15 protein-coding genes are annotated in these 15,153 nt (G+C 59.0%); 6 read left to right on the top strand and 9 right to left on the bottom strand.

Annotated features, from left to right (window positions below; translation table 11 throughout):
• Positions 1-366 precede the first annotated feature (366 nt).
• The 5 genes from BLW70_RS24195 to BLW70_RS24175 all read right to left on the bottom strand — a co-directional run bounded on the left by BLW70_RS24195 (position 367) and on the right by BLW70_RS24175 (position 3,852).
• The gene (locus BLW70_RS24195) at positions 367-1,041 is read right to left on the bottom strand and encodes a polysaccharide lyase family 7 protein (RefSeq protein WP_074878291.1); all 675 of its coding nucleotides are present in this window, start codon (positions 1,039-1,041) and stop codon (positions 367-369) included.
• A gap of 292 nt (positions 1,042-1,333) precedes the next feature.
• Positions 1,334-2,068 carry an XRE family transcriptional regulator gene (locus BLW70_RS24190; protein ID WP_074878289.1) on the bottom strand — a complete coding sequence of 245 codons (735 nt, stop codon included), beginning with the start codon at positions 2,066-2,068 and terminating at the stop codon, positions 1,334-1,336.
• Positions 2,069-2,176: 108 nt separating this feature from the next.
• The gene (locus tag BLW70_RS24185; RefSeq protein ID WP_008146127.1) at positions 2,177-2,734 is read right to left on the bottom strand and encodes a Smr/MutS family protein; all 558 of its coding nucleotides are present in this window, start codon (positions 2,732-2,734) and stop codon (positions 2,177-2,179) included.
• A 75-nt stretch (positions 2,735-2,809) separates the two neighbouring features.
• Positions 2,810-3,130: a hypothetical protein gene (locus tag BLW70_RS24180; protein WP_074878287.1), complete on the bottom strand. Its 321-nt coding sequence runs from the start codon at positions 3,128-3,130 to the stop codon at positions 2,810-2,812.
• A gap of 131 nt (positions 3,131-3,261) precedes the next feature.
• Positions 3,262-3,852 (bottom strand): cysteine hydrolase family protein, encoded by a 591-nt coding sequence (locus BLW70_RS24175; RefSeq protein WP_074878285.1) that lies wholly within the window; start codon positions 3,850-3,852, stop codon positions 3,262-3,264.
• Between the two features lie 238 nt (positions 3,853-4,090).
• On the opposite strand from BLW70_RS24175, the gene prmB reads away from it, so the two are divergent.
• A complete protein-coding gene (prmB, locus tag BLW70_RS24170; protein WP_074878283.1) occupies positions 4,091-4,999 on the top strand; it encodes a 50S ribosomal protein L3 N(5)-glutamine methyltransferase in 909 nt (302 codons plus the stop codon).
• 116 nt (positions 5,000-5,115) lie between these two features.
• On the opposite strand, the gene BLW70_RS24165 is transcribed toward prmB, so the two are convergent.
• Positions 5,116-5,907, bottom strand: coding sequence for a hypothetical protein (locus tag BLW70_RS24165; RefSeq protein WP_074878281.1), 792 nt, complete (start codon positions 5,905-5,907; stop codon positions 5,116-5,118).
• A gap of 367 nt (positions 5,908-6,274) precedes the next feature.
• A complete protein-coding gene (locus BLW70_RS24155; RefSeq protein WP_074878279.1) occupies positions 6,275-7,273 on the bottom strand; it encodes an alpha/beta hydrolase in 999 nt (332 codons plus the stop codon).
• A gap of 83 nt (positions 7,274-7,356) precedes the next feature.
• Here BLW70_RS24155 and aroC point away from each other — a divergent pair, with 83 nt between their 5' ends.
• The 3 genes from aroC to BLW70_RS24140 all read left to right on the top strand — a co-directional run bounded on the left by aroC (position 7,357) and on the right by BLW70_RS24140 (position 10,286).
• A complete protein-coding gene (gene aroC / locus BLW70_RS24150) occupies positions 7,357-8,448 on the top strand; it encodes a chorismate synthase (protein WP_074878277.1) in 1,092 nt (363 codons plus the stop codon).
• 34 nt (positions 8,449-8,482) lie between these two features.
• Positions 8,483-9,628: an MFS transporter gene (locus BLW70_RS24145; protein ID WP_074878276.1), complete on the top strand. Its 1,146-nt coding sequence runs from the start codon at positions 8,483-8,485 to the stop codon at positions 9,626-9,628.
• A gap of 112 nt (positions 9,629-9,740) precedes the next feature.
• Positions 9,741-10,286 carry a 1,2-dihydroxy-3-keto-5-methylthiopentene dioxygenase gene (locus BLW70_RS24140; RefSeq protein ID WP_074878274.1) on the top strand — a complete coding sequence of 182 codons (546 nt, stop codon included), beginning with the start codon at positions 9,741-9,743 and terminating at the stop codon, positions 10,284-10,286.
• 134 nt (positions 10,287-10,420) lie between these two features.
• Here BLW70_RS24140 and BLW70_RS24135 read toward each other — a convergent pair whose 3' ends face one another.
• Positions 10,421-10,699, bottom strand: coding sequence for a DUF3509 domain-containing protein (locus tag BLW70_RS24135; protein WP_074878273.1), 279 nt, complete (start codon positions 10,697-10,699; stop codon positions 10,421-10,423).
• A gap of 344 nt (positions 10,700-11,043) precedes the next feature.
• Here BLW70_RS24135 and BLW70_RS24130 point away from each other — a divergent pair, with 344 nt between their 5' ends.
• Together BLW70_RS24130 and BLW70_RS24125 are read left to right on the top strand one after the other, a co-directional pair.
• Positions 11,044-12,882 (top strand): long-chain-acyl-CoA synthetase, encoded by a 1,839-nt coding sequence (locus BLW70_RS24130; RefSeq protein WP_074878272.1) that lies wholly within the window; start codon positions 11,044-11,046, stop codon positions 12,880-12,882.
• A 111-nt stretch (positions 12,883-12,993) separates the two neighbouring features.
• Positions 12,994-13,512, top strand: a complete 519-nt coding sequence (locus BLW70_RS24125; RefSeq protein ID WP_056740408.1) for an ankyrin repeat domain-containing protein — start codon at positions 12,994-12,996, stop codon at positions 13,510-13,512.
• A 225-nt stretch (positions 13,513-13,737) separates the two neighbouring features.
• Here BLW70_RS24125 and BLW70_RS24120 read toward each other — a convergent pair whose 3' ends face one another.
• Positions 13,738-15,078 (bottom strand): substrate-binding domain-containing protein, encoded by a 1,341-nt coding sequence (locus tag BLW70_RS24120; RefSeq protein WP_074878269.1) that lies wholly within the window; start codon positions 15,076-15,078, stop codon positions 13,738-13,740.
• Positions 15,079-15,153 lie beyond the last annotated feature (75 nt).

Genomic DNA, 15,153 nt, shown 5'->3' with positions numbered 1-15,153 from the left:
ACTGTTTCTGTCTGTACCAATTGTGTACCAATCAAGCTCTTTTCAAGCGTCCCGAGTTCACACCAGTCGATGCTGGAGTTGATCCATCGGGCGGAGGTCGATAGCAACATCTGAACGCCATGACCGAGCTGAGTGGCAATAAACGCAGGGTTCATCCCCGACATGAGGCACATGGTAGCGTATGTGTGCCGGCAGTTGTATGCCGACGGGCGCGAAGCGACATTTCGGCCAGTGCGGCGCGGAAGTGTTTGTCGGTTCCACTGGCCAGGCGGATTTTATCCGCATCCCGCTACACCCTGTCGCCAAGGTGCAGCAGTGATGCTTTCCTGAAGCCTGTCATGACTCATCAGGCCGAAGCAGGTCGTATCAGACGTGAGTGATCGACAGGTCGCTGATGATGCAGATAGAACCGTCTAGCGGGTCGGTGGTGTCGGAGTAATCGATCTGGTTGTACACGCCACCGTGGAAGGCGAGTGTTTTCGTGTCCCAGGTGTTGTCGAGGCGCATGATCGCGGAAGTGGATTTAACGCCGTTACAGCTAGCCGATACAGAGACGGCGCCGCTCGAGTTGGCGTGAATGTTGATTTTGAAAAGTGCACCGAGCGGCACGTTCTCCAAAACCGTCGAGTTGACCGGATCGTCCTGGAGGTAGCTTGACCGGAACCCCATGGTGATTTTTCCTTTGTTCCAGAACACCTTTACCGGAGGTCGTTCTGAACCCTTCACATGAATCTGGCCGATCACGACTTTCTGCAGCGAGTTGACTTTGGTCAGTCGCATTTCCTGGCGGTTCCAGTGGTCCGCTGCGCTGGAGAACAGCCAGTAACCTGGCTCTTTCCACTCGCAGCGGGTTCGTAGCGTGCTTTTGCTCGAGGCTCCAAGTGTCGGCGCCGTCATCTGCACCGAACCATCGTCAAGCATTGAGATGACGTCGGGGCATTCGATCAGTGCGCGCCAGCCGATGAGCTCAAGCGCAATCGGGTTGGTGTCGGAGATAGGAAGCGGGGTAGCGATGGTGAAGTTGCTGATGTCTACAGTCATGGTTTTTGCCTCAGTCCATTGATGTCGTTTTTGCTCTGGTGAGCCTTGCGTTTGATGCAGGCCTGCATCCTTCTGCCCACTCAGTAAATGGGCAGAAGTGATGCCTGGCAGCTTCCGATCGATTTCCGTTGGCCTGGATATAAATATGGGTATTCCCGTATTTCGTGTCAATGGGTATTCCTATATTTTATTCGGCGCCTATATCCAAGATGCAAAAAAAGCCCGCGCTTGGCGGGCTACTCTTGGAGGGCGTCGAACGTCATGGCACGTTCCCGAGCCACTGCAACTTGGTTCACCGTGAATACATCGCCCACCAGAAGACATGACCCAGAATCGCAATCTGCTGCTCCTGGATCTCGGCGAAGGTGTAGTCCTCGTCCGGATGCTCGTCACGGTTGAAGCTGCGCAGGCGGATCCCGCTGGGTAGTCGGTAGACTTGTTTCACGCGCAACTGACCGTTGTGATTGATCGCGTACATCTCGCCATCGACGATATCGCCGAGCGAGTTCTTTGCGACGTTCAAGCCCACGGTAGCGCCGTCGCGCAGTACCGGGATCATGCTGTTTCCGCTCACCATTACGCACTTGGCATGATTGAACTGCACGTTGTTATGACGCAGGTCTTTCTTGAAGAAACGCAGCCTGGCGCTGTCGTTTTCCGCGATCACGAAACGGCCTGAACCGGCCGCCAGCTCAACTTCACGCAGGAAGGGGACATAAACCTCGTCGTCATCCAGGGGCGTGCTGTCGTCCCAAGGCTGAATGTCTGACATTGCAACGTTTGGAGCAGGGCGATTCAGCGGAACCGCATCGGACAGCCCTTTGAGCATGTCCCCGACACCTTCAGCCAGCCACATCGGTGAAACGCCACACGCTGAAGCGATCTGGGCAGCGAAGGCTGTTGCCTTCGATTTCCCGCGCTCAAGATCGGAGATTGAGGTTTGCGTCAGGCCTGCGCGCGCGGCAAGCTCGGTCTGATTGAGCTTGGCGTATTGGCGGGCTGCTTTGAGTCGTTCTTTGAATTCCATCTGCGGAGTATTACGGGGGCTCCTATATCATTGCAAATCGTTATCTCTACAACGTGCTATGGATGTTCCCGTCCTGGGTGATATGAGTACATTTACAAGGCGACCGCTTTACTCGTCTCGACCTTCCATCATGGTCCGTTTGAGCATCACATAAACTGCTCCGGCGCCGCCGTGTTTAGCTTGGCACGAGGTGAAACCGAGCACTTGTGAATGCTGGCGCAACCAGGTGTTGACGTGGCTTTTGATCATCGGTCGCTTGCCGTCCAGACGCACAGCCTTGCCGTGGGTGACGCGCACGCAGCGGATTTCGAATTTGGTCGCTTCGGCCAGAAACGCCCAGAGGGTTTCCCGGGCCTTTTCCACGCTCATGCCATGGAGGTCGAGGCTGCCTTCGAAAGGGATCTGGCCGATCTTGAGCTTGCGCATCTGGCTTTCCTGAACGCCGTCACGCGCCCACATCAGCTCGTCTTCCGGGCCAACATCGATAACGAACTGATCGGACAGCCCGTCAACGGTGGTGGCGTCGGTGCGCACAGTGGCGGCCTGACGCAACTTGGCGATTTGCGCGCGGTCAGCTTTGGGTTTGCCGGTTTCGGCGCGATCGTGTTTGATCGGCTTGACGCCTTGGATCGCGCTTTTGAACAGGGAAAAATCGTCGTCTTGCATGTCAGCCTCCGCGAAGGGCGGCCAGTTTACCCAACTCGAGACGAATGGGGCGCGAGAAAACGCACAGCACTCGGCTCAGTCGTGCTTTTTCATCAAATGCGGGGAGATGTTCAACGCTTGCGACTGCCGCGCGCGGCGACGGCAGCGGCGCCACAGCCACACGCCGAGGTACAGCACGAACAGGCCAATCGCCAGAATCACTGCCGACCCGACCCGGTTGGTGTTCAACTCGCCGAGGGCGGGGGCATGGCCGAGCAGGCTGGCGGCGCCTGCCATCGCCATCAATACGCCGCTCATCGACAGCACGGCAGCAAATGCCGCGCCGATTCGAAAACGCCAGTTGCGTTGGCCTTTGGGCCGCAAGCGGCGAGCGTCAAAACCATCGGATAACTTCATTCCGACCTTCCTCAATGGGTATCGGCCCTTCGACCGGGAGTTGACCGGGATGTTCCTGAGGCTAAGACAATTACAGCAAATGATAGGCTTTTGCGGATGAGCGGCGACATGCACCGCTCATCGAGCGTCGATCAGATCAGTTCGTGAGTCTGTGCGAGGGTGGCGAAGTTGTCCGCCATGATCGCCATTTCCGTCTGCTGAACGTGGGCTGCGCTCAGGACGCCGCCCTTGTAAGGCAGGTCGCGGGTCGCGCAGGCGTCTTCTACCAGCGTGCAACGAAAGCCCAGGTTCTTCGCGGCGCGCACCGTGGTGCTGACACTGGAGTGGCTCATGAAACCGCATACGATCAGGTCCAGCGAGCCGAGGTTCTGCAGGCGCTCCAGCAGTTCGGTGCCGTGGAACGCACTCGGCAGCAATTTACCGATGACGGTTTCGTCGCCCTGTGGTTCCAGGCCCGGGATGAATTCACCGCGCTCACCTTGTGGATCGAACAGCCCCCCGACGGTGCCGAGGTGATGGACATGCACGATCGGCCGGCCAGCTGCACGGGCAGCGGCCACCAGTTGCTTGATGTTCGCGACGGCAGCATCCATACCGCTCAAGGCCAATGGGCCGCTGAGGTATTCTTTCTGGGCATCGATGATGACAAGGGTCGCATGACTCAGAACGGCTGCCGCGTAACCGCGGCCGCTGAGTTGAAACATCGTTTTTGGAACGGACATTCTGGGGCTCCTTCGAGTGGGGCTTTTGCGACATTGTCCTCTGGCTGAGCGCTTCTGTGAATCGCTACCATCGTAGGCGCCGTCTTTGCTGGCTCGCAGCCTTGTCAATAGGCTCGTTTTGTTCAATAGCCAGCTGAAAAAACAGAATAGTCCTACATTCGCCTCGGTAGTTTTCCCGCGTCGTCGAGATGCGTTTTGGCTGTTAGAATCGCCAGTCGTTTTTTTTGGAGTTTGCCCCGTGATCACTTCCCGACTTCGTACCCTGCGTGACCATATCCGTTGGGCCGTCAGCCGCTTCCATGGGGAGGATCTGTTTTTCGGCCATGGGACCGACAACGCCTGGGACGAAGCGCGTCAGTTGGTGTTGGGTGCCTTGCACTTGCCGTGGGAAATCGCCGACAGCTACCTCGACTGCAGTCTCGAAGAAGACGAGCTGGTCAAGCTGCAACGCTTGCTCAAGCGCCGTATCGAAGAACGCATTCCTACCGCCTACCTGTTGGGTGAAGCGTGGTTTTGCGGCATGTCGTTCATTGTCGATGAGCGCGTATTGATCCCGCGTTCGCCGATTGGCGAGCTGATCGAAAAACGTTTTGAACCATGGCTGGGCGCCGAACCTGCGCGGATTCTCGACCTGTGCACCGGTTCCGGCTGCATCGGTATCGCCTGTGCCTACGAGTTCCAGAACGCCGAAGTGGTGCTGGCCGACCTGTCGTTCGAAGCACTGGAAGTGGCCAACCAGAACATCGAGCGTCATGGCGTCGATGAGCGGGTGTACACGGTTCAGGGTGATGGTTTCGATGGTTTGCCGGGTCAGCGTTTCGACCTGATCGTGTCGAACCCGCCTTACGTCGATGCGGAAGATTTCGCCGACATGCCGGACGAATACCAGCACGAACCGGAGCTCGGCCTGGCCTGCGGTGATGACGGTTTGAACCTGGTGCGTCGCATGCTCGCCGAAGCGGCGGATCACCTGACCGAGAAAGGCTTGTTGATTGTCGAAGTGGGCAACAGCCAGGTTCACGTCTCGGCGCTGTACCCGGAAGTCGATTTCGCCTGGCTTGATTTCGAGCGCGGTGGGCATGGCGTGTTCATGCTGACGGCGGAACAGTGCCGCAACCATCAGGCGCTGTTTGCTTCCCGCGTTTAACCCGTAATGATCGTTCCCACGCTCTGCGTGGGAATGCCTCAATGGACGCTCTGCGTCCGCTTTGGGACGCGGAGCGTCCCGGGCTGCATTCCCACGCGGAGCGTGGGAACGATCAGTCAGCGGTGCGTGGCAATCCAGATCAACAACCCCGCCTGAAACACCGCAAACGCCACCAGGCAGGTAATGGTAAAGCGCAGTCCGGCGTCTTCGCGCTTGTACTTGCTGACTTTTTCTTCGTGTTTCTTCAGTTTGACTTCCTGCTCGGCCAGATTTTGCTCGGCTTGCTGGAGCATCTGCGCCGCCTCGAGAATTTCCACGACCTGCAGTTTTTCCGTACTCCAGTCACTCAACAGGTCGCCGACCTGCACTACTTTGACGCTGCCTTTCAAATGCTGGGCGTCGGCGTAGATCACGTCGAAACCGTGCATCCGCAAAAAGTGATCGCGGCGCAGGCGAGTGTCTTCGTTCAGCGCATCCTTATTGTTCAGGTCGGTGCCGTCGACCGTGTAGCCGGGCCATCTCTTTTTCGCCCAGGTAATGCCCTGAGCGGCCATGAAGCGACCGATGCCACGGTTCATCGGTTCGATCTGCAAACCGCTGTCAGGCCCAAAATGCACACGCTTGGTGGCGTGATCGACCCACACGTCCAGATGATTCTGTTCCTTGCGCACACGCTGGCCGGGCAGCGCAATGCTCATGCGCATCAGGCTGTGTTCCTTGTTGTTGCGCTCGGCGTAACCGAATTCAACAAAGCGCAGCGGCCGTCCACCGGTATTGCGGTCGGTTTTCAATGGCGCCAGACGGAGCATCTTGTGGTGCTCGGCGTGGACGTCCGCCCACGGCAGCTCGACCACTGGTGGAGCGTCTTTTTCAGCAGTGGTGTCGGGTGAAGTCTGGGTATCAGTCATAACGGCGAGATCCTGTCCAAGCTCTGCTTGTCGCCAGTCTTAGCGCTGGCGACAAAGGCTTATCGGCCGTTTTTTTCAGGACTGGAGGGCTAGGGGGCGTTCTCAACTAGTTTTCACGCCGCGCCGGGTCTGCTGTTGTGCAGGGCAAGGCGCGAGAAGCGTGGTTTGGTCATTCCAAACAAGCTTCGAGCAACGCAGCCCTGCACAACAGCAGGCCCGGCCCTTCGGGGTGTGCCTTAAAGCGGGCCAGGCTGCGTTGCAGGCCTTGGAAAGGGAACAACCATTACCAGCGGCCTGCGCCTTGCCTGGCCCGCTTTAAGGCGACAACGCGGCGTGAAAACTAGTTGAGAACGCCCCCTGACCCCGCTTAACTGGCGCGAAGTCCGTCAATAAAGCCGAGGATTCGCGTGCCGAGTTCCGCTGCCAGCGGCAATTGCGGATCCTTGTAAGAGGCCAATTGCCGTTTTACATCGTTGGGCACGATGCGCATCACGTGGTTCATGCCTTCGATCAGCGCCAGTTCGGCGTCCGGTTTGGCCGCCTTCAACAGCCTGGCGTCACCGACACCGACCTGGATGTCATTGCTGCCCTGGATGATCAGCGCCGGCATCTTCAACTTGGCGAATGCTGCCGCCGGGTCCTGGCGGAACAATGAAATCAGATACGGTTGCACGCTCGGGCGGAAAATCACCTGCAACTGCGGCGGCACGTTGTCGTCGGTGCGGCCGGCCTTGAGGCTGTCGAGCAGTTCATTGCTGCGCAGCATCAGCGGTGGCGGCAGGCGATTGCTCAATTGCTGGCGCAGTACCTGATCGATCGGCCGGGCGCTGCCGGACATGGAAATGACCGCGGCGGCATCCAGGCTCGGCGCCGCGAGGCTGGCGATCAAGGCGCCTTCGCTGTGGCCCAGCAGGATCAACTGGCCAAATCGCGGGTCGGATTTGAGCTTCCGGCCCCAGGCTTCGGCGTCAGCCACGTAGGCTTCAACCGACAGGTTTCGTTCATCCGGGGTTGCCGCAAGGCTCGCCGCCACGCCGCGTTTGTCATAACGCACGCTGGCGATGTTGTGTTTGGCCAGCACCCAAGCGAGACGCTTGAGGCTGTCGTTGCGTCCGCCGTCGGGGTTGTTTCCGTCACGATCTGTAGGACCGGAGCCAGAAATGATCAGGACAACCGGTACCGGCGTGTCGGACTTGGGCAGCAATAACGAGCCGAAAAGCTCGCCGGTGCCGGTGTCCAACGTGATCGGGCGTTGCAGGACAGTGGCCTGTACAAAGCCGGTAAAGAGGGTAAGGCTCAAGGCTATAACTCGCAGCATCATCACGCCATCATGAACAAGATGCCGGTTGGACTCGCAGGCACCCATAAGGTTCGAGGATGAACTACTTGGGTAGCCTGCGTATACTGGCGCGCATTACGTATTTGGTTCGAATTCACGGAGCGTCCTGCATGTCCGGCAATACCTACGGCAAGCTGTTCACTGTCACCACCGCGGGCGAAAGCCATGGTCCGGCGTTGGTCGCCATTGTCGACGGCTGCCCGCCGGGCCTGGAGATCTCCCTGGAGGATCTGCAGCGTGACCTGGATCGCCGCAAACCCGGCACCAGCCGCCACACCACCCAGCGTCAGGAAGCCGACGAAGTCGAAATCCTCTCCGGCGTGTTCGAAGGTCGCACCACCGGTTGCGCCATCGGCCTGCTGATCCGCAACACCGACCAGAAGTCCAAGGATTACTCGGCGATCAAGGACCTGTTCCGCCCGGCCCACGCCGACTACACCTATCACCACAAATATGGCGAGCGCGATTACCGTGGCGGCGGTCGCAGCTCGGCCCGTGAAACGGCCATGCGTGTGGCGGCCGGTGCGATTGCGAAAAAATACCTGGCCACTCAGGGCATCGTCATTCGTGGCTATATGAGCCAGCTCGGCCCGATCGAAATTCCGTTCAAGACCTGGGATTCGGTGGAAGAGAACGCCTTCTTCAGCCCTGATCCGGACAAGGTCCCGGAGCTGGAGGCCTACATGGACCAGTTGCGTCGCGACCAGGATTCGGTTGGCGCGAAGATCACCGTAGTCGCCGAAGGGGTAATGCCGGGCCTTGGCGAGCCAATCTTCGACCGTCTCGATGCCGAACTCGCTCACGCGCTGATGAGCATCAACGCGGTCAAAGGCGTGGAAATCGGCGCCGGTTTCGCCAGCGTTGCCCAACGCGGCACCGAGCACCGCGATGAAATGACCCCGCAAGGTTTCCTCAGCAACAACGCGGGCGGCATTTTAGGTGGCATTTCGTCGGGTCAGCCGATCGTCGCGCACCTGGCGCTCAAGCCAACCTCGAGCATCACCACGCCGGGTCGTTCCATCGACATCCATGGCAACCCGGTGGACGTCATCACCAAGGGTCGCCACGACCCGTGCGTCGGCATCCGCGCCACACCGATCGCCGAAGCGATGATGGCCATCGTGCTGATGGATCACCTGTTGCGTCACCGTGGGCAGAACCTGGACGTGCGCGTGAGCACGCCGGTGCTGGGTCAACTTTAATGGCTGACCTCACAGCCGCTGCGGTCTAAGGACAGTGACGGCGCTCCCGTACTGGCGGCTCTCCAGTTTCTATCTGTTCTATTTCGCCTTGCTCGGTTCGACAGCGCCGTTTCTGGCGCTGTACTTCGATCACCTGGGCTTTTCCAGTGCGCGCATCGGCGAGCTGGTGGCGATCCCGATGCTGATGCGCTGCGTGGCGCCGAATATCTGGGGCTGGCTCGGTGATTACACCGGCCGACGCCTGGCCATCGTGCGCTTCGGTGCGGTCTGCACGCTGCTGACGTTCTCGCTGATCTTCATCAGCAAGACCTACGCCTGGCTGGCGATGGTCATGGCCTTGCACGCGTTTTTCTGGCACGCGGTGTTGCCGCAATTCGAAGTCATCACTCTGGCGCACTTGCAGGGCCAGACTAACCGTTACAGTCAGATCCGCCTGTGGGGTTCCATCGGTTTCATCATTGCCGTGGTCGCGCTCGGACGGCTGTTCGAGGGGTTGAGCCTGGATATCTATCCGCTGACGCTGGTGCTGATCATGGCCGGGATCGTGGTGAGCAGCCTGTGGGTGCCCAACGCTCAACCGGTTCAGGGTGAACGACCGGCGGGGGACGGTTTTCTCAGGCAGTTGCGCAGTCCCGGGGTGTTGGCGTTTTACGGTTGCGTAGCGCTGATGCAAATGAGCCACGGTCCTTATTACACCTTCCTGACCTTGCACCTGGAGCGACTCGGGTACAGCCGTGGGCTGATCGGCATGCTCTGGGCGGTCGGTGTGGTCGCCGAAGTCTTGATGTTTCTGGCCATGAGCAAGATCCTCGCGCGCTTTTCCGTGCGACGGGTGCTGCTGGCAAGTTTTCTGCTGGCGGCGTTGCGTTGGTTGTTGCTCGGTTCGTTCGCGGAGTTCCTTTGGGTGCTGTTGTTTGCCCAGGTGCTGCACGCGGCGACCTTCGGCAGCTTTCACGCGGCAGCCATCCAGTTCGTGCAACGTAGCTTCGGCGCGCGCCAACAAGGGCAGGGCCAGGCGTTGTACGCCGCACTGGCCGGCACCGGCGGCGCACTGGGTGCGTTGTATTCCGGCTATAGCTGGAATGCCCTCGGCCCCGCATTGACCTTTAGTATTGCCAGCCTCGCAGCCTTCGCGGCAGCCGTTATCATTGCCACACGCATGCAAGAGGACAGACCGTGAGCCTTGCGCGTGCGCTGCGGCAGATCGAGGCCTTTGAATTTTTGTTCGAGTGCGAGTTGAAGCTGCGCTCACTCTTGAACCATAAAAAGCTGAACCGTTAAGGAGTTGCCAAATGAGCAGCCTGTCCGTTTACCACGTCTCAAGCCCTGACTTGCCCAACAAGGTGCTGACGCATGTCGAAGACATCGCTTCGACCCTGGCCGAGCAGGGCGTGCGTTTCGACCGCTGGCAAGCCGCGGCGAAAATCCAGCCAGGCGCCAGTCAGGAAGAAGTGATCGCCGCGTATCAGGAACAAATCGACAAGCTGATGACCGAACGTGGTTACATCACCGTCGATGTCATCAGCCTGAGCAGCGATCACCCGCAAAAAGCCGAATTGCGCGGCAAATTTCTCGACGAACATTGCCATGGCGAAGACGAAGTACGATTTTTCGTCGCCGGCCGTGGCTTGTTTTCCCTGCACATCGGCGATTACGTCTACGCGGTGCTTTGTGAGAAAAACGACCTGATCTCGGTACCGGCTGGCACCCGGCATTGGTTCGACATGGGCGAGCATCCGCATTTCATCGCGATCCGCCTGTTCAACAACCCTGACGGCTGGGTGGCCGATTTCACCGGCGAAGACATCGCCAGTCGTTTCCCGCGTCTTGAAGACTGAGGCGATGCCCTGTAGGAGCTGAGATCAGGGATCGAAGATCAGAAGCAGGGATTGCGCAACGTCAGAAACAAAACAGGCCGTGGAGCGAAAGCTCTCACGGCCTGTTTGGTTACAGCTTACAGCCCCGGAACGGTTTAAGCCGAGTGATACGTCGGCAGGGCGAACCGCTGCTGGCTTTGCAGCATGGAAATCTGTGGCAGTTCGCTGGCCTGTTCGGCGATGTCACGGCGAATGGCGCTGATCACCCAGGACAGCTGATCACCTGCATGCAGTTGCTGGTAGGAAATCGAGCGCTTGAAGACTTTGCCGTCGCTGCTGCTCAAGGTCAGCAAAATGCCACCATCCGGACGTGGCTGGGTGGTCACTTCGAAGTTGGAGAACAGGGACGAAAATTTTTCTTGGATCAGGTTCATGTCTATCAGCTCCGTTAGCTCTTGAATGGCAAGCATGCAGAGGTAGTTGCAGTGATTGTGCCAGCACCTGATTTTTTAAAAATCCTTATATATCAATAGGTTAGTTTTTAGGTGTTTTTGCGGTTTCGTGCAATCTGCATGAAAGGCCATCGTGCATCCTGCATTTTGCGTGGTCGACATCGATTCGATGGAACCAATTGCCCGGCACAAGCTCGCGATTACGAATGCCGCAGACGTGGATACAAATCATTTCAAAAACCGCGTGTACAGCTCAGGAACCGCTGACGTATTTTCGGCCTCAATCAACGCCGCCCGAACAATAAAAAGATCGACCGGGAGCAACCATGAGCCGCACGCCAAACGACACGATTACCTGGAGCATGATGCTCCGCAAGCTGCCTTCCATTGCCAAAGCCATTCCGCGCGTGGTGAAGGGCATGAAAGCCGCCAACGTCAAGGACCCGACCCAACCGTGTGGCCTGGGCTGGAGCTTCGAGCAAGCGACGTTGCGCAATCCCGATGGCCCGGCATTGCTGCAGGGCGAAGTGGCGCTTGCGTATGCTCAGGTCAACCAATGGGCCAATCGCATCGCCCATCATTTGATTGCCCAAGGCATCCGCAAGGGCGATGTGGTGGCGGTCTTTATCGAGAATCGCCCGGAACTGCTGGTGACGATCCTGGCGGTGGCCAAGGTCGGCGCGATCAGTGCCTTGCTCAATACTTCGCAGACCCGCGATACCCTGGCTCACAGCCTGAACCTGGTGGCACCCGCGGCGATCATTGTCGGAGAAGAGCTGGTGCCGGCATTTTCGGCGGTTCGCGAACGGGTGTCGATCGAGGCGGCGCGCACCTGGTTCGTTGCTGATCGAGACACCTTCAGTCATCCGGGCATTGCGCCCGACGGGTTCATCAACCTGATGACCGCCAGTGCCGACAGCTCCAGCGCCAACCCCGCCAGCAGTCAGCAGGTTTTTTTCGACGATCCTTGTTTCTATATCTACACCTCGGGCACAACCGGCTTGCCCAAGGCCGGGGTATTCAAGCACGGCCGCTGGATGCGCAGCTCCGCGAGTTTCGGGCTGATCGCCCTGAATATGCGCCCGGAGGATGTCGTCTATTGCACCTTGCCGCTCTATCACGCCACCGGGCTGTGCGTGTGCTGGGGCTCGGCGATCAGTGGCGCCTCGGGCTTTGCGATCCGCCGCAAGTTCAGCGCCAGTCAATTCTGGAACGATGTGCGCAAGTACCGTGCGACCACCCTCGGTTACGTCGGTGAATTGTGCCGCTACCTGGTGGATCAACCGCCCAGCGCCGACGACAGCCAGCACGGCGTGACGAAGATGATCGGCAATGGCCTGCGCCCCGGCGCATGGGGCGAATTCAAGACGCGATTCGGGGTCAACCATATCTGTGAACTGTACGCCGCCAGCGACGGCAACATCGGTTTCACCAACATCCTCAACTTTGACAACACCGTCGGTTTTTCCCTGATGTCATGGGAGTTGGCGGCCTACGACCACGACAGCGGCGCGCCCATTCGCGATGCCAGCGGCTACATGCGCAAAGTCGCCAAAGGCGAGCAGGGGCTGTTGCTGGCGAAGATCGATGACAAGGCGCCGCTGGACGGCTACACCGATCCGCAGAAGACCGAAAAGGTTGTGTTGCACGACGTGTTCAAGAAGGGCGACCGTTACTTCAATACCGGTGACCTGCTGCGCAACATCGGTTTCGGTCACGCGCAATTTGTTGACCGGCTGGGAGATACCTTCCGCTGGAAGGGCGAAAACGTCTCGACCACCGAAGTCGAGAACCTTCTTTTGCAACACCCGCATATTTCCGAAGCCGTGGCCTACGGCGTGGAAATCCGCAACACCAACGGGCGTGCCGGGATGGCGGCGATAACGCCAGCCGAGTCCCTGGCGACTCTGGATTTCAGTGAACTGCTGGCGTTCGCCCGTGAGCAAATGCCCGCCTATGCGGTGCCGTTATTCTTGCGGGTGAAGGTGAAAATGGAGACCACCGGCACCTTCAAATACCAGAAGACCCGGCTTAAGGATGAAGCCTTCGACCCCGGCAAAACCGGCGATGATCCGATCTATGCCTGGCTGCCAGGGACCCAGACTTACGTGCAGGTCACTCCGCAGTTGCTGGCGGATATTCACGGCGGCGCTTTTCGTTATTGAATGCAGCGCTATTGAATGTGGCTATGGCCGTCCATGAGAAAAAAGAAGTGACAGCCTCGGGGCTGCTCGGGAAACTGTCGGCTTTGCGAATAACAGAACGTGGAGTGCCCAATGTCCGACCAAAGCCGCCAGATGTCCCCCGAAGAAGCCGCTGAATTTGCCGAACAGGTATTCAACAAGGCGCGTGAGGGCGATGCGGCCATGATGGCTGCGCTGTTGACCAAGGGCCTGCCGCCGAACCTGCGTAACCACAAGGGCGATACGCTGCTGATGCTGGCCGCTTACCACGGCCATGTGGAGACGGTAAAAGTCCTGCTCGAACACAAGGCCGACCCGGAAATCCGTAACGACAACGGCCAGAGCCCGATTGCCGGCGCGGCGTTCAAGGGTGATCTGGCGGTGGTCAAGGCACTGGTTGAAGGCGGCGCGCAAGTGGAAGGTTCGTCCTTCGACGGTCGCACTGCGCTGATGATGGCCGCGATGTTCAATCGCGTGGAAATCGTCGATTACCTGATCAGCAAAGGCGCCGATCCGAAAGCCAAGGACGCCAATGGCGTTTCTGCGCTGGATGCCGCCAAGACCATGGGCGCGGTGGATACCACGGCGCAGTTGCAGAAACTCCTAGGCTAACGGCTCAAGGAATTCTTGAAGCAAACGAAAACCTGTGGCGAGGGGGCTTGCCCCCGTTGGGTGGCGAAGCCGCCCCAAACCGGTTACCCGCGTTTTTCAGGAAGACTGCATTCATCGGTTTTACGACTGCTTCGCAGCCGAACGGGACGGTGCGGCGTTCCGACAAGCCCCCTCGCCACAGGACGCCCACCTACCGCAAAGAGTGTTTCTGAATCAGCCGAGGCATCAATACACCCAAACCTCAACCCGCCGATTCTTGATTCGCCCTTCATCCGCGCTATTGGCCGCCACCGGCATCTCGGCGCCAAAACCGCGAATTTCGCGAAATACCACACCGCTTTTCACCAGTTCCCGCCGCACCGCCATGGCGCGTAGTTTCGACAGCAGATCGGCCCGCGCCGGATCACTTTTGGCGTCGCCAAACCCCACCAGCGTCACCTGCCGATTGGTCTTCTCGTGCTGCTGTAGATAGTCGAGCACCCGCGACAGGTCCTGCCGGGCCTTGTTGTCCAGCGTCGCACTGCCTTCTTCGAAACGGAAATTCACGGTCAGGCGCTGGGCGTGACGGCTGAGTGCCTGATAACCCTCGGGCATCAATGCATTCGGCGTGACCGTCATGGCCTGGACGGTCTGGGCGATAAAACCATTGGCCGCGACAATCGCCTGACCTTTGCTGCTTTGAGCGAACGCCACCAATGCGTCGGCCCAAGGACTTTTCCCGTTGGGCGGCAGGTAAAAGAACAGCCGGCGCGACAATGGATAGTCTTCCGTGGCGATCAAGCTGTTGAGCGGCAGCATGGCTTGGGATTGGCCATCGGCAATCGCTACCGCTTTGGCTTGACGCACGTAAGGCAGACCGATGAAGCCGATCCCTTGCGGGTCCAGGCTAACCGCGTCGGACAATTGCTCGCTGGATTCGAACCGTTTCGCAGCGCTACTCAGCGTTTTCCCACGACGGCTGAGGACCAATTCCTTGAACGTGTCGTAGGTGCCCGATTGGTCATCCCGCGCATAGAGATGAATCGTCCCACCGGTGCCGCCGAGTTCTTCCCAGGTTTTTGCTTCGCCGCTGAAGATTCGCGCCAGTTGTTCGGTGTTCAGTTCACTCAACGGATTTTGCGGATGAAGGATGATCGCCAGGCCATCGATGGCGATGACCTGCTCGGCGCCGGCGCTTTTAAAATCACCCAAGCGTGCAAGGTCTGCCCGTTCGCTGTCCTTGATCGGGCGCGAGGAGGCGGCGAGGTCGGCGGTGGCGGTTTTCAGGGCGGTGAAACCGGTGCTGGAACCGTGGGCCGCGATGTCCACCGCGACCCGGCGGCCCTGAACGGTTTCGCCGATGACGCGAAGTTCGTTGGCTTTGTCCGGGGCCTCGCTGTGAACCTTGAGCAGGCCTTGTTCGCGCATCAGCCCCTCAACCAGCGCCGGGCCCAATGCCGCGCCAATGGTGTTGGAACCCTGGATGCGCAGCACCGGGCCAGTCTCGGGCGTCGGCAATGCGCCAGCCGAAGCCGTCAGCGGCAGCCAGGCGCACAGTATCGACAGGAACAACACGCGCAGCGTCATGCCGGCACCTTATAAGCCAAAGGAAGTGCCGGGAGAATAAGTCAGTAAGGTTTCTGAAAGATGACAGGGTGTGAC

The organism is Pseudomonas frederiksbergensis (assembly GCF_900105495.1).
In the GTDB taxonomy this organism is placed as follows: domain Bacteria; phylum Pseudomonadota; class Gammaproteobacteria; order Pseudomonadales; family Pseudomonadaceae; genus Aquipseudomonas; species Aquipseudomonas frederiksbergensis.
Note: the sequence above shows the minus strand (reverse complement) of the source record. Positions and strands in the feature narration are given on the sequence as shown.